Annotated in this window: 19 protein-coding genes; 3 read left to right on the plus strand and 16 right to left on the minus strand. The window is 61.7% G+C overall.

Translation table 11 applies throughout. The features are described from left to right. Position 1: 1 nt before the first annotated feature. The gene (gene ccmB, locus G7020_RS02205; protein ID WP_181082307.1) at positions 2-673 is read right to left on the minus strand and encodes a heme exporter protein CcmB; all 672 of its coding nucleotides are present in this window, start codon (positions 671-673) and stop codon (positions 2-4) included. Beyond that, the gene (ccmA, locus tag G7020_RS02210) at positions 670-1,305 is read right to left on the minus strand and encodes a cytochrome c biogenesis heme-transporting ATPase CcmA (protein ID WP_181082308.1); all 636 of its coding nucleotides are present in this window, start codon (positions 1,303-1,305) and stop codon (positions 670-672) included. Before ccmA ends, ccmB begins: the two co-directional genes overlap by 4 nt. 133 nt (positions 1,306-1,438) lie before the next feature. Between ccmA and G7020_RS02215 the strand changes: the two genes are divergently transcribed. Then, positions 1,439-2,962: a flagellar hook-length control protein FliK gene (locus G7020_RS02215; protein ID WP_181082309.1), complete on the plus strand. Its 1,524-nt coding sequence runs from the start codon at positions 1,439-1,441 to the stop codon at positions 2,960-2,962. Beyond that, positions 2,959-3,288 carry an EscU/YscU/HrcU family type III secretion system export apparatus switch protein gene (locus tag G7020_RS02220; protein ID WP_181082310.1) on the plus strand — a complete coding sequence of 110 codons (330 nt, stop codon included), beginning with the start codon at positions 2,959-2,961 and terminating at the stop codon, positions 3,286-3,288. The genes G7020_RS02215 and G7020_RS02220 overlap by 4 nt, the downstream gene beginning before the upstream one ends. A 20-nt stretch (positions 3,289-3,308) precedes the next feature. Here G7020_RS02220 and G7020_RS02225 read toward each other — a convergent pair whose 3' ends face one another. From G7020_RS02225 to flhA, 14 genes are all read right to left on the minus strand, one after another. Next, on the minus strand, positions 3,309-3,725 hold the full coding sequence (locus G7020_RS02225) for a DUF2802 domain-containing protein (RefSeq protein WP_181082311.1): 417 nt from the start codon (positions 3,723-3,725) through the stop codon (positions 3,309-3,311). Positions 3,726-3,728: 3 nt separating this feature from the next. Beyond that, entirely contained in the window at positions 3,729-4,208 is a 480-nt protein-coding gene (locus G7020_RS02230; protein WP_181082312.1) for a chemotaxis protein CheW, read from the minus strand. An 84-nt stretch (positions 4,209-4,292) separates the two neighbouring features. After that, complete coding sequence (locus G7020_RS02235) at positions 4,293-5,096, minus strand: CheW domain-containing protein (RefSeq protein WP_181082313.1); 804 nt, start codon at positions 5,094-5,096, stop codon at positions 4,293-4,295. A 79-nt stretch (positions 5,097-5,175) separates the two neighbouring features. Then, positions 5,176-5,964: a ParA family protein gene (locus tag G7020_RS02240; RefSeq protein ID WP_181082314.1), complete on the minus strand. Its 789-nt coding sequence runs from the start codon at positions 5,962-5,964 to the stop codon at positions 5,176-5,178. Positions 5,965-6,075: 111 nt separating this feature from the next. Next, positions 6,076-6,870, minus strand: coding sequence for a flagellar motor protein MotD (gene motD / locus G7020_RS02245; protein ID WP_181082315.1), 795 nt, complete (start codon positions 6,868-6,870; stop codon positions 6,076-6,078). A 149-nt stretch (positions 6,871-7,019) separates the two neighbouring features. Next, positions 7,020-7,760 carry a flagellar motor protein gene (locus G7020_RS02250; RefSeq protein WP_181082316.1) on the minus strand — a complete coding sequence of 247 codons (741 nt, stop codon included), beginning with the start codon at positions 7,758-7,760 and terminating at the stop codon, positions 7,020-7,022. Beyond that, the gene (locus G7020_RS02255; protein ID WP_181082317.1) at positions 7,760-8,872 is read right to left on the minus strand and encodes a protein-glutamate methylesterase/protein-glutamine glutaminase; all 1,113 of its coding nucleotides are present in this window, start codon (positions 8,870-8,872) and stop codon (positions 7,760-7,762) included. Before G7020_RS02255 ends, G7020_RS02250 begins: the two co-directional genes overlap by 1 nt. A 48-nt stretch (positions 8,873-8,920) precedes the next feature. Beyond that, positions 8,921-11,095, minus strand: a complete 2,175-nt coding sequence (locus G7020_RS02260; RefSeq protein ID WP_181082318.1) for a chemotaxis protein CheA — start codon at positions 11,093-11,095, stop codon at positions 8,921-8,923. 11 nt (positions 11,096-11,106) lie between these two features. Then, a complete protein-coding gene (locus tag G7020_RS02265) occupies positions 11,107-11,901 on the minus strand; it encodes a protein phosphatase CheZ (RefSeq protein ID WP_181082319.1) in 795 nt (264 codons plus the stop codon). Between the two features lie 20 nt (positions 11,902-11,921). Then, a complete protein-coding gene (locus G7020_RS02270) occupies positions 11,922-12,296 on the minus strand; it encodes a chemotaxis response regulator CheY (protein WP_171819274.1) in 375 nt (124 codons plus the stop codon). Positions 12,297-12,579: 283 nt separating this feature from the next. Beyond that, the gene (gene fliA / locus G7020_RS02275; protein WP_181082320.1) at positions 12,580-13,305 is read right to left on the minus strand and encodes an RNA polymerase sigma factor FliA; all 726 of its coding nucleotides are present in this window, start codon (positions 13,303-13,305) and stop codon (positions 12,580-12,582) included. A gap of 17 nt (positions 13,306-13,322) precedes the next feature. Then, a complete protein-coding gene (gene fleN / locus G7020_RS02280; protein ID WP_181082321.1) occupies positions 13,323-14,150 on the minus strand; it encodes a flagellar synthesis regulator FleN in 828 nt (275 codons plus the stop codon). A gap of 91 nt (positions 14,151-14,241) precedes the next feature. Beyond that, positions 14,242-15,522 carry a flagellar biosynthesis protein FlhF gene (gene flhF, locus G7020_RS02285; protein WP_181082322.1) on the minus strand — a complete coding sequence of 427 codons (1,281 nt, stop codon included), beginning with the start codon at positions 15,520-15,522 and terminating at the stop codon, positions 14,242-14,244. A 15-nt stretch (positions 15,523-15,537) separates the two neighbouring features. Beyond that, positions 15,538-17,658, minus strand: coding sequence for a flagellar biosynthesis protein FlhA (gene flhA, locus G7020_RS02290; protein ID WP_181082323.1), 2,121 nt, complete (start codon positions 17,656-17,658; stop codon positions 15,538-15,540). Between the two features lie 220 nt (positions 17,659-17,878). Here flhA and sodC point away from each other — a divergent pair, with 220 nt between their 5' ends. Beyond that, the gene (gene sodC, locus G7020_RS02295; RefSeq protein ID WP_181082324.1) at positions 17,879-18,400 is read left to right on the plus strand and encodes a superoxide dismutase family protein; all 522 of its coding nucleotides are present in this window, start codon (positions 17,879-17,881) and stop codon (positions 18,398-18,400) included. Positions 18,401-18,450: the final 50 nt, after the last annotated feature.

An 18,450-nucleotide genomic window follows, 5' to 3' on the forward strand; every position in this document is an offset into this window, starting at 1 on the left:
ATCACTCGCCAACACTGATTTTCAGGCCAGCCGCTATCGCAAAGGGTGTAAGGGTGACAGCCAGGGCCGTCAGACTGGAGAGCCATAACAGATGACCGACCGCCGGCAGCCCCTGCAGCGCTGCCTGCAGCGCCCCACTACCCAGAATGAGCACAGGGATATACAACGGCAGAATCAGCAATGCCAGCAACAGGCCGCCGCGCTTGAGGCCGACGGTCAGCGCCGCGCCGACCGCGCCGAGCAGGCTGAGCACGGGCGTTCCCAGCAGCAACGAGATCAGCAGCACCGGTAGCGCGCTCATCGGCATGCCCAGCATCAACGCCAGCAACGGCGCCAGCAACACCAGCGCCAGGCCGGAAAAGGCCCAGTGTGCCAGCACCTTGGCGAGTACCAGAAGCGCCAGCGGGTGCGGCGAAACGACCCACTGTTCGAGCGAGCCATCTTCGAAATCGCTGCGAAACAGCCCGTCCAGCGAGAGCAGAACGGCCAACAGCGCCGCGACCCAGATCAGCCCCGGCGAGATGGTTTGCAGCAGTTGCGACTCCGGCCCGACCGCCAGCGGGAACAGGGCGATGACGATGGCGAAGAACACCAGCGGGTTGGCCAGCTCGGCGGGACGGCGAAACAGCAGACGGGTTTCGCGGGCCAGCAGCAGAGTGAAGACGTTGCTCATGCGGCGCGCTGTCCCAGATCGATTTCACGAAAGCCGGCCGGTTTTTCAGCGAGCGAGTGATGGGTGGTCAGCACGACCATGCCACCCTGCTCGCAATGCACGGCCAGGTGTCGTTCCAGTTGCGCCACGCCATGCTTGTCGAGCGCGGTGAAGGGCTCATCGAGAATCCACAGCGGCGGGGGCGAAAGATAGAGCCGGGCCAGACCGACGCGGCGTTGCTGGCCGGCAGACAGCGTGTGACAGGGGACATCCTCGAAACCGCGCAGGCCCACCGCATCCAGCGCCTGCCAGATGGCCTCACGAGTCGCCGGATGATGCAGGGCGCATAGCCAGGTGAGGTTTTCCTCAGGCGTGAGCAGGCCCTTGATGCCCGCCGCATGACCAATCCAGAGAAGATTGCGCGCCAGTTCGTCGCGCTGGCTTTCAAGATTGCGGCCATTGAGCCGCACTTCCCCTGCGGTCGGTTGCATCAACCCAGACAACAGGCGTAGCAGACTGGTCTTGCCACTGCCATTGGGGCCGGCGATCTGCACCATTTCACCGTTGGCGATCTGCAGATCCAGCCTCTCGAACAACAGACGCCAGTCCCGTTCGCAGGAAAGCGCCACAGCTTCTAGAAAAGGACAGGACACGCTATGGACACCTCAAGATGAAAAGGGCGTAGCCGCTACAATGACAGACAAGCCGGGCGCGCCGAATTATACATGCCGCGCCTTGGGGCCGCAGACCACAAAGTCGAAAGGTTGTAAGAGCATTTAAGTAAAAATGACCGAGATCAAAAGCACCCAGGCTATTCCCCCCGCCAACCCGCCCCGCTCGACGGCAGGCTCCGCCGAGCTGGCGTTGAAACTGCTGCAGCCCATGCAGGGGCTGCTGGCCGCCGGGGAAAGTGCCGAGGCCGAGGTCGTGAGGATCAGGGAAGCCCTCCAGGCCTTTCAGCTGACGCTGCGCCTGACACTTGGCAGCGGGCGCCAGGCAACGGTCGAAACCACCAGCAACAAAGCCGTCGCACCAGGCGCAGCCCTGTTCGTTACCGCTGCATCCGATAACCGCCTGATGGCTGTGCTGCAACCCGGCAGCCGGCAACCCATGAGCAGCATCGACCTCGGCCAGTTGCCCGTGGGCACCCTGATCCAGGGCAAGGTCACCGCCAGCCAGCAGACCCAGCAGGCCGGGCAGAGCGTATTCAAACTGGTGATCAGCCTGCTCAATTCTCCACTGGCCGGGCAGAAGCTGAATATCGAATCGAGCCTGCCGCTGGCACCGGGCAGCCTGATCACCGCCCGGGTCCAGGGCGACCAGTCACTAACATTCATGCCGCTGAGCGGTCGTCTCGATCAACTGGTACTGGGCCAGCACCTCGGTGCACAGAACAGCCGTCAGGGCTCGCTTGAAGGTCTGTTCAGCGCATTGACGGCCGGGGCGGTCCTGCCCGACGGCTTGCGCGGCGCAGCCGAACGCCTGCTCGGCCTGATCCCTGAAATGCAGCAGCTGGGCGATGCCAAGACCCTGGCCCAGGCGCTGGCCAAGAGCGGTATCTTCCTTGAAGCGCGCCTGCTCAATGGCAATACCGACAGCCTGCCCACGGATATGAAGGCCGCCCTGCTGCGTCTGGTCGCGCAATTGCCGGGGCTGCCTGGCAGCGGACCACTGACAGCCGCCCAGACGGCGGCAACCCTTGGCCAGGCGCTGCCGGCTTTCGCCCGCAGCGCACTCGGCGCGCTTGGACAGCCGAATGCGCGCCAGCTCGCACAGAACTTTCCCCTGCCGGGGCGACTGCTGCTCGATGCCGACGGCGAAGCCGATCTGGAACTCATGTTGAAACTGGCGGCGGCGGCGGTATCACGGCTGCAGACTCACCAGTTGTCCAGCCTCGCGCAGACTCAGACCGGCCCCGACGGCACGCAGGTCACGACCTGGCAGATCGAAGTGCCGATGCGCGATACGCGCGACATCATTCCGCTGCAGGTCAAGCTGCGGCGCGAGGAAGAACCCCGGCAAAACGGCAAGGAAAAAGGCGAAACCCTGTGGAAGGTCGAACTGGCATTCGATGTCGCCCCCCTGGGGCCACTGCAGGTTCAGGCACAGCTGGTCAGTGGTAGCCTGTCGAGCCAGATCTGGGCCGAACGCAGCCATACTGCCCAGCTGATTTCCACCGAACTCGACTACCTGCGCCAGCGACTGCTCGATGCCGGGCTGACCGTGGGTGAGCTGGCCTGCCGTCAGGGTACGCCGCCGCAAGGCCCCCGCACCGCTGTCGATCAACGCTTCGTGGATGAAACCGCATGACTGCCAAGACCCCGCGCCAGGCCATCGCGCTCACCTATGACGGCATCAACGCGCCCAGCCTTTCGGCCAAGGGCGACGATGAACTGGCCGAGGCAATACTGGCCATTGCCCGCGAGCATGAAGTGCCGATCTACGAAAACGCCGAACTGGTCAGGCTGCTGGCACGCCTGGAGCTTGGCGATGCCATCCCCGAAGCGCTATATCGCACCATCGCCGAAATCATCGCCTTCGCCTGGTATCTGAAAGGCAAATGCCCGCCGGGCTTTGCCGAGCAACAGCCCGCGCCGTCGCTGCCCCTGCTCGATGCCCCCCCGACTCCTGAGTGAAAGACACCTTCGCTCAGATCCTAGTCGGTCTTGCGCCGCGCCTGATGCAGCTTGCTCATCAATTCGGCTTCGGACTGGGACAGCCCGCAGGATTGCGTCAGATCATCGACGCTGGCCCCCATGCCGACCAGCTTGGCGGCCTGGGAAAAGGAAAAGTTGTTCGGATCACGCTGTTCGAGCTGGGTGATCCGGTCGGGCAGCGGTGAGACCATGCGCGAAAGCTCGTGCAACTCCTGGCCCATATGCACACTGCCGTCCAGATAGGTATCCAGTTGAGCGCTCAACTCCTTGATTCGCCGGTCCCGAATGGCATCGTTGCGCGCCTGCAGCTGAGCCTGCTGGCGCTGGCGCCGGAACAGCCAGACGCATAACCCCAGCAGCGCAACGCAACACAGGGCAAGCGCGACGACCGACGCGACCAGCGAGGCAATCAGCATGTATCAGATGCTCTCAAGTTCCGCCCATTCTTCTTCGTTCATCAGTTTTTCGAGCTCGACCAGAATCAGCAGCTCATTGTTCTTGTTGCACACGCCCTGGATGAATTTCGCCGATTCGTCGTTACCGACGTTGGGCGCGGTTTCGATCTCCGACTGCCGCAGATAGACCACTTCAGCAACGCTATCGACCAGAATGCCGATCACCTGCCGATCCGCCTCGATGATGACGACGCGCGTATTGTCCGTAATCGGCGCGGTCTGCAGCCCGAAGCGCTGGCGCGTATCGATCACCGTCACCACGTTGCCGCGCAGGTTGATGATGCCCAGCACGTAGCTTGGCGCACCCGGCACGGGCGCAATTTCGGTATAGCGCAACACTTCCTGGACCTGCATCACGTTGATGCCGTAGGTTTCGTTATCCAGACGGAAGGTCACCCATTGCAGGACCGGATCATCGGAACCCTGCGCGGAAGTCATCTTCATAGCCCCACCTCTTGTTGTACCGCTGTGGCGGTCGATTCTATCGATTGCTCGGGCCGCGTGTGCGCACCCTGCTTGTTCAATTGATTACGAAGGTACGCCTTTCAGGCGGCGTGTTGCACCACTGGCAATCAGCTCCGCAAGCGCGGCCACGTCCAGCAGGGCGCACATGTGATCGATCACCGTCCCGGCCAGCCAGGGTCGCTGGGTACGTTGCGAGCGCCACTTGACCTCACGTGGATCCAGGCGAATCGAGCGGCTGACTTGATGCACGGCCAACCCCCATTCGTAGCCCTGTACCGATATCACATACTGCAAGCCCTGGCGAAAATCGTCGCGGTAGCGATCAGCCATCACCCAGCGCGCCGTATCCAGCACCTTCAGGTTGCCCGCCTGGCTTGGCAGGATACCGAGAAACCAGTCGGGCTGGCCGAACAGCGGCGTCAGTTCCTGCCCTGCGAGCGGGTAGATCGAGCCGAGACTGATCAGCGGCACCGCCAGCGTCAGGCCGGCGACATCGAACAGAAGACACTCGAACGGCGCCTCGCCCCATTCCGGCTGGCCACCTTTGTATTGCGGCGGCCCACCCACTCGCCCCGCCGTCTCCAGCGTGGCGACAGGTTCGATCAGGGCCTGTTGTGGCGCCACTGGCGCAAGCTCGGGTTCAAGCGTCAGCGGGGCAACGGACTCGGTCACCTCGACGATCGGCTGGACCTGCGCAGGCGCGATCACCCGCTGCCTGTCGCGCAGCTGTTCTTCGAGCACTGCCGCCTGGAACTCGTCCTGACTGACCGTCTCGGTCAATTCCAGGCTGGCATCCTGCAACAGCTCATCGAGATACGACTGCAGTGTCTGTTGCGACCGGCTTTCTTTAAGAAGGGTACGACTCATGAAACCCACTCGCGCGAACCAACTGGGTAGACTATCGGCTGCCCATGGACTGAACTTGAACCTGTCTCATGGCGCGTCATCAGGCCACCTGCGGAGAGCTTTGTGCCGCCAGCAGCGCCTTGAGCAACGAGCGGTAGGCAAGTACCGCACGGCTGCTGGGATCATGCTGTGAAGGCGTGACACCCGCAAGGCTGGCATCACGCAGGCGTGTATCGATGGGGATGAAAGCCTGCCACAGATTGGCCTGATAGCCATTGCGCAGCACCTTCAGGGTATTCATCGAAGCCTGGGTGCGGCGGTCGAACATGGTCGGCACGATCGTGTAGGGCAATGCCTGCTTGCGTGAACGGTTGATCATGGCGATGGTGCTGACCATTCGCTCCAGGCCCTTTATCGCCAGGAATTCGGTCTGCACCGGGATGATCAGCTGCTGGCTGGCGGCCAGCGCGTTGACCATCAGGACGCCGAGCAATGGCGGACTGTCGATGATGGCGTAATCGAAATCCTGCCAGAGCTGCGAAAGGCTCTTGGCAATGACCAGCCCCAGACCGCTCTGCCCCGGCGCCTGGCGCTCCAGGGTGGCCAGTACGGTGCTGGACGGCAGCAGCGAAATCCGCTCGTGACTGGTCGGCAGCAGCAATTGCCAGGGCAGCCCTTCGGGCACCGTGCCCTGGTGCTGAAACAGGTCGAACACGCTGTGATCGAGATTGTCGGGATCATGGCCGAAATAGCTGGTCATCGAACCATGGGGATCGAGATCCAGCACCACGACACGCTTGCCGGAATCGGCCAGCAATCCGGCAAGGGCGATGGAGGTGGTGGTCTTACCCACTCCGCCTTTTTGGTTGGCGACAGCCCAGACTCTCATAACTCTCTTTCCATCCGGCTCGAATCAGAGCGTGAATATGCCACGACGACATGGGCGACGAAGATTTGACGACATCTCCCCTGCCTCTGTTTGACTCGAAGCAAAAGCACTTTATGTGCCAGGCTGCCGACCTGCTTCGGCAGGACGCGCGGCCCCGCCGTGAGAGCCGCTTTCGCCGCGTCGCACATCGAGATTGCGTGAAATGACCAGCACCACCCGCCGATTGCGCGCCCTGCCCTCCAGGGTTGCGTTGTCCGCTATCGGCTGGAACTCGCCGTAGCCCACCGCCGCCAGCCGTGACGGCGCCACCCCGTCGGCCGCCAGCATCCGTACCACACTGCCGGCGCGGGCAGCGGACAACTCCCAGTTGGTCGGGTACTTGTCCGTACTGATCGGCAGGTTGTCGGTAAAGCCTTCGACCCGAATCGGATTGTCGAAAGGCGCCAGAATCCTGGCAACCTTTTCCACCAGCTCGAAGGCATGATCGTTGGGCAAGGCGTCGCCGCTGGGAAACAGCAGGCTCGAATTCAGCTCGATCTCGACCCACAGCTCGTTACCGCGCAGGGTCAGCTGGTTCGAGCCGATGAGGTCGGCAAACGCTTCGCGCATGCTGCGCATGATGCTTTCCAGCGGATCGATGGGCTGCGACGGCTCATCGGTCTGGGAAGGATTTGGCTGAGTGGTACGAGGCCGCTCTTCACCGATGGGTATCGGTTTGAGGGCTCGGTCCGGCTGATTGAAGACACCGACCAGCGAATCGGAAAGAATCTTGTACTTGCCCTCGTTGAGCGAGGAAATCGAATACATGACCACGAAGAAGGCGAACAGCAGCGTGATGAAGTCCGCGTAGGAAACCAGCCAGCGCTCGTGGTTGTCCGGTTCTTCCTGGATTCTGCGGCGAGCCATCGTTCAGGACCCTGACGATGCGATCAGTGAAACAGGCGCAACATCGAGCAGGCGCACGTACAGGAAACCAGCCCCAGGCTCCATGGTCGATGTGCTTTCAGCGGTCGCCATATGTGTCCCCCCTGTCCACGCCGCCGGCCCTGAACCGTTCAATCGATGAAGCCCTGCAGTTTCATTTCTATCGAGCGGGGGTTTTCGCCCTCGGCAATCGACAGGACTCCTTCGAGCAGCAATTCACGGTAGGTGGTCTGTTTCTGCACGATGCTCTTGAGCTTGTAGCCAATCGGCAGCACCAGCAGGTTGGCAAAGCCCACACCGTAGATGGTCGCCACGAATGCCACCGCAATGCCGCTGCCCAGCTGGCTGGGATCGGCAAGATTGCCCATTACATGAATCAGCCCCATGACGGCGCCGATGATGCCGATGGTGGGTGAATAGCCGCCCATGCTCTCGAACACCTTCGCCGCACGGATATCGCGGGTTTCCTGGGTATACATGTCCACTTCAAGGATGCTGCGGATCACCTCGGGCTCGGCGCCATCGACCAACAGCTGCAAACCCTTGCGGGCATAGGGATCAGGCTCGGTTTCGGCAACCGGCTCAAGGCCCAGCAGGCCTTCCTTGCGGGCGGTCGTGCTCCAGCTGGTGACCAGGCTGATGCCCTTCAGCATGTCGACGCGAGGCGGAAAGAAGATCCAGCCGATGATCGACATCGCCCGCATGAAGACCGCCATGGGCGTCTGCAACAGTACCGCCCCGAGGGTTCCACCCAGTACGATCAGCGCCGCCGGCCCATTGAGCAGCGCGGAAATATGCCCACCCTCGAGAAAATTTCCCCCGACGATGGCGACGAACGCAAGAACCAGCCCGATAAGGCTGAGCACATCCATCAGATGCAGGCCTCGCTCAGGTGCCGGCCGATGTCATCGAGCGCGTAGACGGCGTCGCTGAGGTTCGCCTTGGCCACGGCCATGGGCATGCCATAGATCACGCAGCTGGCCTCGTCCTGGGTCCAGACCTGGCTGCCACATTGCTTGAGCATGCGTGCGCCCTCACGACCATCGGCCCCCATGCCGGTGAGGACCACCGCCAGAACCTTGTCATTGAATGCCTTGGCGGCGGAACCGAAGGTCACGTCGACACAAGGCCGGTAGTTGAGCCGCTCATCACCGGGCAGAATGCGCACCGCGCCACGCCCGTCGACCATCATCTGCTTGCCACCGGGCGCCAGCAAAGCCAGGCCGGGACGCAGCAGATCGCCATCTTCGGCTTCCTTGACACGGATGTTGCAGAGCTTGTCCAGACGTTCGGCGAAGGCCTTGGTGAACGCGGCGGGCATGTGCTGGATCAGCACGATGGGCGCCGGGAAGCCGACCGGAAGCTGGGTCAGCACCCGCTGCAGCGCCACGGGACCGCCTGTGGACGTGCCGATGGCGACCAGCCGGTAGGCCTTGCGCCGTGGCGCTGGCGAAACCGGGCTCGGCGCCGGTGCGTGCGCCTGTGCTGGCGTACTGCGCGGCGCGGTGAAAGCGGGCACTGCCGGCGCTGCCGCCGTGCGGCCAACCGGAGCCGCCGACGGCGTACGAGGACTGACGTAATGCCGATTGCTGCGCGAGATGGTGTGCACTTTCTCGCAGAGCAGCTGCTTGACCTTGTCCGGGTTGCGCGAAATATCCTCGAAATTCTTCGGCAGGAAATCCACCGCCCCGGCATCCAGCGCATCCAGCGTGACGCGCGCGCCTTCATGAGTCAGCGAGGAGAACATCAGTACCGGCGTCGGACAACGCTGCATGATCTGCCGCACCGCGGAAATGCCATCCATTGTCGGCATTTCATAATCCATGGTGATGACGTCGGGCTTGAGCGCCAGCGTCTGGTCAATCGCCTCTCGTCCGTTGGTGGCGGTGCCGATCACCTGGATATTCGGGTCTGAAGAGAGGATTTCCGATACACGGCGCCGAAAGAAGCCGGAATCGTCCACTACCAGGACCTTGACTGCCATAAAACACTCCTAGCGACAGCACTCCCCCAGGGAGCGCTGTCCAACTGATCAGATCCTGCGTGCGTAACGCTTGAGCATGCTCGGCACATCGAGGATCAGAGCTATCCGCCCATCGCCCGTGATGGTCGCACCGGACATGCCTGGTGTGCCTTGCAGCATCTTGCCCAGCGGCTTGATCACCACCTCTTCCTGGCCCACCAGCTGATCGACGACGAAGCCGATGCTCTGGTTACCGACACTCAGGATCACCACATGACCTTCGCGCTGCTCCTCCTGCTGCGCGTCCTTCACCAGCCAGCGCTTGAGATAGAACAGCGGCAGCGCCTTGTCGCGCACGATCACCACTTCCTGACCATCGACGACATTGGTGCGGGACAGATCGAGATGGAAAATCTCGTTGACGTTGACCAGCGGAAAAGCGAATGCCTGGTTGCCCAGCATCACCATCAGGGTCGGCATGATCGCCAATGTCAGCGGCACTTTGATCACCACGCGCGAGCCCTGGCCCTTGGCGGAGAAGACATTGACCGTACCGTTGAGCTGGGAAATCTTGGTCTTGACCACATCCATGCCGACGCCACGACCGGAGACGTCGGAGATCTCCGTCTTGGTCGAGAAACCCGCCGCGAAGATCAGGTTGTAGCACTCCAGATCACTCAGTCGCTCGGCTGCATCCTTGTCCAGCATGCCCTTCTCGATAGCCTTGGCACGCAGGATGTTGGCATCCATGCCTTTGCCGTCGTCACTGATGATCAGCAGGATGTGATCACCCTCCTGCTCGGCGGACAACACCACCTTGCCGGTGCGCGGCTTGCCTGCGGCTTCGCGCTCATCCGGCATCTCGATGCCATGATCGACCGCGTTACGCACCAAGTGCACCAGCGGATCGGCCAGAGCCTCGACGAGGTTCTTGTCCAGATCGGTTTCCTCACCGATCAGCTCAAGATTGATTTCTTTCTTCAGGTTGCGCGCCATGTCCCGGATCAGACGCGGGAACCGACCGAAGGCCTTCTTGATCGGCTGCATGCGCGTTTTCATCACCGCGCTTTGCAGGTCGCCAGTGACCACGTCGAGATTGGACACGGCCTTGGACATGGCCTCGTCGCCGCTGTCGGCACCCAGCCGCACCAACCGGTTACGCACCAGCACCAGCTCGCCGACCATGTTCATGATCTCGTCGAGCCGCGCCGTATCAACGCGTACCGTGGTTTCGGCTTCACTGGCCGGTTTTTCCGCCGCGGCCCTGGCAGGCGCGGCGGCAGCCTTGGCGGGTGCGGCTACGGGTTTCGCTGCAGCAGCTTTCGGCGCGGCGCCCGGCTTGGCTGAAGCGGGCGCAGATGCTGGTGCGACCACTTCCGCTTCGAACTTGCCTTTGCCATGCAACTGATCGAGCAAGGCCTCGAATTCATCATCGGTGATGTGATCGCCGCCTGCAGCGGGAGCAGAAGCGGAAACAGTCGTGGTATCGGCGCTTGCCTGCTGCGGCTCAGCGGCGGCAGGTACTTCGGCGAACTGTCCCTTTCCGTGCAACTGATCGAGCAGCGCCTCGAACTCATCGTCGGTGATCTCATCGCTGACAGGCGCCTCGCTAGCCTTGGGTGCAGAAGCAATCTGCGCGGCGCCGGAATCGATCTTGAACTGTCCCTGGCCATGCAGCTGATCGAGCAGCGATTCGAATTCAGCGTCAGTAATTTCATCGTCAGCGACGGCAGCAGAGGCGTTGCCCGCCGCATCGTCCAGCGCACCGAGCAACTGCTCGAACTCGTTATCCGCAGTCGCGGCTTCAGGCTCTGGCGCAACAGCGACAGGCTCGGCAGCCGGGGCATCCATGCTGGCCGGCTCGGCCAGGCGCGCCAATGCGGCCAGCAGTTCAGGTGTGGCCGGGGTCACTTCAGTGCGTTCACGCACCTGATTGAACATGGCATTGACGGCGTCCAGTGCCTGCAGCACGACATCCATCAGTTCCGGTTCAACGCGACGCTCACCCTTGCGCAGGATGTCGAAAACGTTTTCGGCGATATGGCAGCACTCGACCAGCTCATGCAGCTGGAGAAAGCCGGCACCGCCTTTTACCGTGTGAAAACCGCGAAAAATCGCATTGAGCAAGGCGGTATCGTCGGGGCTGCTTTCCAGCTCCACCAACTGCTCTGACAATAGTTCGAGAATCTCGCCGGCCTCTACCAGGAAGTCCTGGAGAATCTCCTCATCGGCGTCGAAGCTCATATTCACATCCCCTAAAAGCCCAGGCTCGAAAGCAGGTCGTCGACATCATCCTGACCGGACACGACATCCTCTCGTATATCGGCATGCATCTGCGGACCTTCACCATTGGAAGATTCTTTTTCTCGTTTTTGTCTTTCCTGCTCCAGGCGTATCGCCTCGCAGTCGTGCCGGATACCTGCCATGCGATCGACCTGACCGGCCATCAGCACAAGATTGAGCAGGTTGCTTTCGAGTTCGCTGACCAGCCGGGTGACCCGCTTGATCACCTGCCCGGTCAGATCCTGAAAGTCCTGAGCCAGCATGATTTCGCTGAGATTCTGCGAGAGCTGACTGCCATCGTTCATGGAGCGCTGAAGAAACGAATCGACCCGACGGACAAGATCCCTGAACTCTTCAGCATTCATGTCCCGGCGCATGAAGCGCTGCCAGTCAGCCGTCAGACTCTGGGCTTCGTAGCTGACGTAGTTCACCAGTGGCGTCGACTCTTCCACCAGATCCATGGTGCGATTGGCCGCCTTTTCGGTCATCGTCACCACATAGGAAAGACGATCGGTCGCATCGGTGATCGGCGATGGATCGCCGCCCGTGGCGCTGGTATCCATCTCGAGCTTGACGATGGCGTTGTGCAACTCGCGCGTGAGCTTGCCGACCTCATGATAGAGGCTGTTGTTGCGAATCTGATTAAGCTCATTGAGCATCTGCGCAGTATCATCCAGGCGGCCTTGCTGCAGACTTTCGAGCAGCTGAGGCGCACGGGCTCGCAGAGTCGCTTCAAACTCCACAAGACTTTGTTCTGCTTGCGTCATAGTACCCTCGCGGCGCTACTTCAGCCGTTGACGCGCTCGAAGATCTTCTCGATCTTTTCCTTGAGCACCTGAGCCGTGAATGGCTTGACCACGTAGCCGTTAACACCGGCCTGTGCGGCTTCGATGATCTGGTCGCGCTTGGCTTCAGCGGTGACCATCAGGACCGGCAGGTGCTTGAGGCGCTCATCGGCGCGCACATGACGCAACAGGTCGATGCCGCTCATGCCGGGCATGTTCCAGTCAGTCACGAGGAAGTCGAAACTGCCACTCTTGAGCATGGGCAACGCGGTGGTGCCGTCGTCCGCTTCGGCGGTATTGGTGAAACCCAGATCGCGCAAGAGGTTCTTGATGATCCGTCTCATCGTCGAGAAGTCGTCAACGATGAGGATTTTCATGTTCTTGTCCAAGTACACCTCCGTAAATCCCGAAATCCCCAAAGCCCTGCTCACGGCTTTTCTGCGGGCTTCATCGATAAAGCCTGTAGGGCACCTCTAAAAACTACCTGCGTTGTCATCGCTGCGTTAAAAACAGGCTCGTGGCGCGAGTCCGATCAAAATGCTCATTTACAACTCGTAAACTGCGCTTTTTCGCCTGTTTTTGCCTTGCGCTGACTGCCTCGCCTACGTTTCTAGAGGCGCCCTGTAGAAAGCGGCCTCGAATGCTTTTTGCAAACCGGCGTCAGCGCGCGCGCCACTCACCGAGGCGGGCACGCAAACGTGCCGCGCATTGACTGTGCAACTGACTCACCCGCGACTCGCTGACCCCCAGAACCTGGCCGATCTCCTTCAAGTTCAACTCTTCGTCGTAGTACAGCGAAAGCACCAGCTTTTCACGTTCCGGCAGGTTGCTGATGGCCTCGGCCAGCGCCTGCTGAAAACGCTCGTCTTCGAGATCACGAAACGGCTCGGGATGCGCGCTGGCGGCATCTTCACCGAACTCTCCGTGCTCGCCTTCCTGAAGCAGATCATCAAAACTGAACAGGCGGCTGCCCAGAGTGTCACCCAGAATGCCGTAGTACTCATCCAGACTCAATTCAAGTTCGGCTGCAACCTCGTGATCTTTAGCGTCGCGACCGGTTTTCGCCTCAATGGCCCGAATCGCCTCGCTGACCATGCGCGAGTTGCGGTGCACCGAGCGCGGCGCCCAGTCGCCCTTGCGTACCTCATCGAGCATGGCCCCGCGAATGCGAATACCGGCATAGGTTTCGAAGCTCGCGCCTTTTCCCGAATCGTATTTCTTCGATGCCTCGAGCAGCCCGATCATGCCGGCCTGCAGCAGATCATCCACCTGCACGCTCGCCGGCAAGCGCGCCAACAGGTGATAGGCGATGCGCTTGACCAACGGCGCGTACTGGTCGATGAGCTGGTATTGCGAGTCTTTTGCCTGAGCCTTGCTGTAATACATACCCAATCCAGCCGGTGTCATTCGTGAGTGTCTGCGGCGGGCCTGACAAGGCGCTCCACAAAGAACTCCAGATGGCCGCGCGGAGTTGCCGGCAGCGGCCAGGTATCCACTTTCTGGGCAATGGCCTTGAACGCCAGCGAAGACTTGGCGCGCGGGTACGCCTCATAGACGGCGCGCTGCTTCTGTACGGCCTTGCGCACAGATTCGTCGTAGGGCACCGCCCCCACATACTGTAGCGCCACATCGAGGAAGCGCTCGGTCACCTTGGCCAGTTTGGCGAACAGATTGCGCCCTTCCTGCGGTGCGTGTGCCATGTTGGCCAGCACGCGGAAACGGCTGATGCCGTAGTCACGGTTGAGCAACTTGATCAGGGCATAGGCGTCGGTAATGGAGGTCGGCTCGTCCGTCACCACCAGCAGGACTTCCTGTGCGGCACGGACGAAACTCACCACACCATCACCGATACCGGCGGCGGTGTCGATGATCAGCACGTCGATATCATCGCCAATGTCGCTGAATGCCTGGATCAGCCCAGAGTGCTGCAGACTGGACAACTGCACCATGCTCTGGGTCCCGGAAGCCGCGGGCACGATGCGTATGCCGCCCGGCCCCTGGATCAGCACATCGCGCAGATCACATTCGCCAGCGATGACATCGGCCAGGGTGCGCTTGGTGGTCAAACCCAGCAGCACGTCGACGTTGGCCAGGCCAAGGTCGGCGTCGAGCAGCACCACCCTGCGACCGAGATCGGCCAACGCCAGCGCCAGATTGACCGACACGTTGGTCTTGCCGACGCCACCCTTGCCGCCAGTCACTGCAATCACCTGTACGGGATGAGTACCCATTTTCACACGCCTATATCTTGCTGGGGCCACAGGGCCATCGATGCGTTCAGCCGGAACGCGTCTTCATTGTCTGTATCACGGGACCAAGCCTTCATCCGACCTTCCGTGATGATCCGTTGTACAACCCGGTAAACATGTCGGCCATGGTCTCCTCGCTGGGAGACTCGTCCAATTGCAGGCTTACCGCCCGACTGACCAATTGATGACTGCGAGGCAACTGCAGGTCATCAGGGATGCGCGGTCCATCGGCCAGATAGGCTATCGGCAGATGCTGGCTAATCGTTAGCCCAAGCACGTCACCCAGGCTACCGGCCTCATCCAGCTTAGTCAGGATGCAGCCCGCCAGCCCGCAACGGCGATAGTTGTGCCAGGCTGCCTTCAATACCTGGCTCTGGCTGGTTGCCGCCAGCACCAGGTAGTTTTTCGATTTGATGCCACGATCGGCCAGGGTTTCGAGCTGCATGCGCATCATCGCATCACCTGCCGGAAGCCCGGCGGTATCGACGAGAATCAGGCGTTTGCGCGCCAGGGGCTGCAGCGTCTTGCCCAGCGGCTGGGCAGGGTCGATCTGAACGACTGGCACATCGAGGATACGACCCAGCGTTCTCAGTTGCTCCTGAGCGCCGATACGGTAGTTGTCCATGCTCGCCAGGGCGATACTCTGCGGCCCGTACTTGAGCACGTAGCGCGCCGCCAGCTTGGCCAGCGTGGTGGTCTTGCCGGCACCGGCCGGGCCGACCAGAGCGATGACGCCGCCCTCTTCCAGCGGCTCGACCTTGCTGACCTTGATCGATTGCGCCAGATGCGCCAGCAGCATGCGCCATGCCTGACGCGGCTCGGCCACGGTGGACACCTTCTCCAGCAGGCTGCGCGACAGATCAGCCGGCAGGCCGATACGCTGCAGACGGCGCCAGAGGCCAGCCTGCTGCGGGCGGCGGCTTTGCTCCTGGCCCCAGGCAATGGAGCCCAGCTGCACTTCGATCAACTCGCGCAGGCCTTGCAACTCACTGTGCATGGCCTCGACCGCACGGGAATCGAGCGAAGCCGTCGATGCGGAAGGTGTCGCTTGGGCGACCGCAGCCGGCTTATCGTCAAGCAGTTGACGGTCCTTGCCGGCCTGCGCGCGTGACGGCGCACTCAGCTCGGCGTGGGCGCTGGCGATTCGCGCCTGGGTCTTGCGCAGTTCGGCCTCGAGCGCCGCATTCGGTTGCTTCGAGACGGCAGGTTCCATCGGGTAATCGAGCACAGCGGTCAGCTCGACGCCGCCGGCGACACGGCGATTGCCCGTAATCACGGCATCGGCGCCCAGCTCGTCACGAATCATCTTCATGGCGATGCGCATGTCGGCTGCGAAGAAACGTTTGACCTGCATGGCCTGTACCCTCGGTTAATTCTGACCCACCGTCGCAACGATGGTGACCTGCTTGTTATCCGGTATTTCCTGGTAGGCCAGGACATGAATGCTGGGGACCGACAGGCGGGCGAATCGCGACAGCATCGCGCGAACCGGACCAGCTACCAGCAGAATCGCCGGTTTGCCCAACATTTCTTGACGCTGTGCGGCATCTACCAGTGACCGTTGCAACTTTTCGGCCATTCCCGGCTCCAGGAGAATACCATCGTCGGCCCCCTGGCCAGCCTTCTGCAGACTGTTGAGCAATATCTGTTCCAATCTGGGTTCCAGCGTAATCACAGGCAGCTGCGGCTCTAGTCCCACAACGTTTTGCACGATTGCACGGGAAAGCGCGACCCGTACCGCCGCCACCATCGCGGCGGGATCTTGACTCTTGGCCGCGACATTGGCGATGGCCTCGGCGATGGTACGGATATCGCGCACCGGCACCTGCTCCTGCAGCAACGCCTGCAGCACCTTGAGCAGCGTCGAGAGGGAAATCATCCCCGGCACCAGCTCCTCGGCCAGCTTGGGCGAACTCTTGGCCAGCAACTGCATCAGTTGCTGGACTTCCTCGTGCCCCAACAGTTCATGGGCATGCTTGTGCAGGACCTGATTGAGGTGAGTCGCGATCACGGTGCTGGCATCGACCACCGTATAGCCGAGCGACTGCGCCTGATCGCGCTGGCCGGCCTCGATCCACACCGCCTCCAGACCGAACGCCGGGTCCTTGGCCGCGATGCCGTTGAGCGGGCCGAACACCTGCCCCGGATTGATCGCCAGCTCGCGATCGGGATAGACCTCGGCCTCGGCCAGGCTCACGCCCATCAGCGTCAGCCGATAGGCATTGGGCAGCAGGTCGAGGTTGTCGCGGATGTGCACCGATGGCATCAGGAAGCCCAGGTCCTGGGAAAGCTTCTTGCGCACGCCCTTGATCCTGGCCAGCAGCTGCCCGCCCTGGTTGCGGTCGACCAGCGGGATCAGCCGGTAACCGACTTCCAGGCCGACCATATCCACCGGCGTGACGTCGTCCCAGCCCAGCTCCCGGGTTTCCGCCGCACGCTGTGCCGGGAGCATTTCCTGCTGCGTCTGGACTTCCTGCTCAGCCTTCAGCTTGACCTGCTTCTGGCGATGCCAGATCCAGTAGGCGCCGGCTGCGGCCACGGCACCGAGCCCGAGAAACGACATATGCGGCATGCCGGGAACCAGGCCCATGGCAATCATCAGCCCCGCGGATACGGCGAGCGCCTTGGGCGAGGCGAACATCTGCCGGTTGACCTGCTGGCCCATATCCTCGGAGCTGGTGACGCGAGTGACCATGATCGCCGCCGCAGTGGACAGCAGCAGCGACGGAATCTGCGCCACCAGGCCATCACCGATGGTCAGCAACGCATAGATCTGCCCGGCTTCGGAGAAGCTCAGGCCGTGCTGGAGCATGCCGATGCCCATCCCGCCAAGCAGGTTGATGAACAGGATCAGCAGGCCGGCAATGGCGTCACCGCGAACGAACTTGCTGGCACCGTCCATGGAACCGTAGAAATCGGCTTCCGAAGAAACCTCGGTGCGGCGCTTTTTCGCTTCCTCCTGATCGATCAGGCCCGAGTTCAGGTCGGCGTCGATGGCCATCTGCTTGCCCGGCATGGCGTCGAGGGTGAAGCGCGCGCTCACTTCGGAAATACGCCCTGCACCCTTGGTCACCACGACGAAGTTGATGATCATCAGAATCGCGAAGACCACGATACCCACGACGTAATTGCCGCCGATCACCACATTGCCGAAGGCTTCGATCACATGACCGGCGGCGGTGCCCCCCTCATGACCGTGAATCAGCACGACCCGGGTAGAGGCGACGTTCAGCGCCAGACGCAGCAGCGTGGCGACCAGCAGCACGGTTGGAAAGACGGCGAAATCCAGCGGTCGCAAGGCATACACGCTGACCAGCAGCACGACGATGGACAGTGCGATATTGAAGGTGAACAGCACGTCCAGCAGGAACGGCGGCACCGGCAACATCATCATGCCGAGCATCACCAACAGCAGCAGCGGCACGCCGAGATTGCCTCGACCAGCGCCCGCCAGGCCATTGCCTATCTGGATGATTTGCGTGCGATCCAATTTGAACCCCGGTAGAGCAGAACAAAGAATTGACGCAAACGCGCCCTGCCTCGGCTATAGCAAGAAGGGGTCCAACTTGCCGAGCCGCCATCTGCCTGGCCCGACCGCCATCGAACCGAGCCAGTCCCTGACAGTCTCAAATCCAGGGCCGTCGACAGACAGAAACGCCGATGCCCTTTCCGGCAGCAGTTGCCTCACCTCACTTAACAGGAGTCTTGCCATGAAACAGTGGTTTATCGCGGCACTCGCCAGCTGCACGGCGCTGGGCCTGCAGGCCGAAACCCTCAGCGTGCCGATCAATGCCGTATCGACCCAGGGTGTCGGCGAATCCCTCGGCAACGTCAGGATCGAAACCAGCCAGTACGGCCTGGTATTTCGTCCCGAACTGTCCGGCCTCGACGCCGGCACCCATGGCTTCCATCTGCATGCCAAGGGCAGCTGCGAGCCCGCCGAAATCGACGGTAAAACCACCCCTGCAGGTGCAGCAGGCGGGCATTGGGACCCGAAGAACAGCGGCAAGCACGGCGAACCCTGGGGCGATGGCCACCAGGGCGATCTGCCGGCGCTGATGGTCGATGCCCAGGGCAAGGCCAACCAGCCGGTTCTCGCGCCCCGGCTGCAGAGCCTCGGCGATATCAAGGGCCTGGCGCTGATGGTGCACAAGGGCGGCGACAACCACGCCGACCATCCCGAGCCACTCGGCGGAGGCGGCGCTCGGGTCGCTTGCGGGGTGATCAATTAAAAGCCGAAAAAGAGCGCTGGAAGCTGAACGATATTGAAATCGTCCCGCTT

The sequence above is a fragment of the Stutzerimonas stutzeri genome, assembly GCF_013522825.1.
Classification (GTDB): Bacteria; Pseudomonadota; Gammaproteobacteria; order Pseudomonadales; family Pseudomonadaceae; genus Stutzerimonas; species Stutzerimonas stutzeri_AK.

Coding starts and splice junctions, on each gene's coding strand:
- G7020_RS02215 (WP_181082309.1), top strand. CDS start 1,439: ATGACCGAGATCAAAAGCACCCAGGCTATTCCCCCCGCCAACCCGCCC.
- G7020_RS02240 (WP_181082314.1), bottom strand. CDS start 5,964: ATGAGAGTCTGGGCTGTCGCCAACCAAAAAGGCGGAGTGGGTAAGACC.
- G7020_RS02225 (WP_181082311.1), bottom strand. CDS start 3,725: ATGCTGATTGCCTCGCTGGTCGCGTCGGTCGTCGCGCTTGCCCTGTGT.
- G7020_RS02230 (WP_181082312.1), bottom strand. CDS start 4,208: ATGAAGATGACTTCCGCGCAGGGTTCCGATGATCCGGTCCTGCAATGG.
- fleN (WP_181082321.1), bottom strand. CDS start 14,150: ATGGGTACTCATCCCGTACAGGTGATTGCAGTGACTGGCGGCAAGGGT.
- G7020_RS02270 (WP_171819274.1), bottom strand. CDS start 12,296: ATGAAAATCCTCATCGTTGACGACTTCTCGACGATGAGACGGATCATC.
- sodC (WP_181082324.1), top strand. CDS start 17,879: ATGAAACAGTGGTTTATCGCGGCACTCGCCAGCTGCACGGCGCTGGGC.
- G7020_RS02260 (WP_181082318.1), bottom strand. CDS start 11,095: ATGAGCTTCGACGCCGATGAGGAGATTCTCCAGGACTTCCTGGTAGAG.
- G7020_RS02235 (WP_181082313.1), bottom strand. CDS start 5,096: ATGAGTCGTACCCTTCTTAAAGAAAGCCGGTCGCAACAGACACTGCAG.
- motD (WP_181082315.1), bottom strand. CDS start 6,870: ATGGCTCGCCGCAGAATCCAGGAAGAACCGGACAACCACGAGCGCTGG.
- flhF (WP_181082322.1), bottom strand. CDS start 15,522: ATGCAGGTCAAACGTTTCTTCGCAGCCGACATGCGCATCGCCATGAAG.
- G7020_RS02250 (WP_181082316.1), bottom strand. CDS start 7,760: ATGGATGTGCTCAGCCTTATCGGGCTGGTTCTTGCGTTCGTCGCCATC.
- G7020_RS02255 (WP_181082317.1), bottom strand. CDS start 8,872: ATGGCAGTCAAGGTCCTGGTAGTGGACGATTCCGGCTTCTTTCGGCGC.
- G7020_RS02220 (WP_181082310.1), top strand. CDS start 2,959: ATGACTGCCAAGACCCCGCGCCAGGCCATCGCGCTCACCTATGACGGC.
- G7020_RS02265 (WP_181082319.1), bottom strand. CDS start 11,901: ATGACGCAAGCAGAACAAAGTCTTGTGGAGTTTGAAGCGACTCTGCGA.
- fliA (WP_181082320.1), bottom strand. CDS start 13,305: ATGTATTACAGCAAGGCTCAGGCAAAAGACTCGCAATACCAGCTCATC.
- ccmB (WP_181082307.1), bottom strand. CDS start 673: ATGAGCAACGTCTTCACTCTGCTGCTGGCCCGCGAAACCCGTCTGCTG.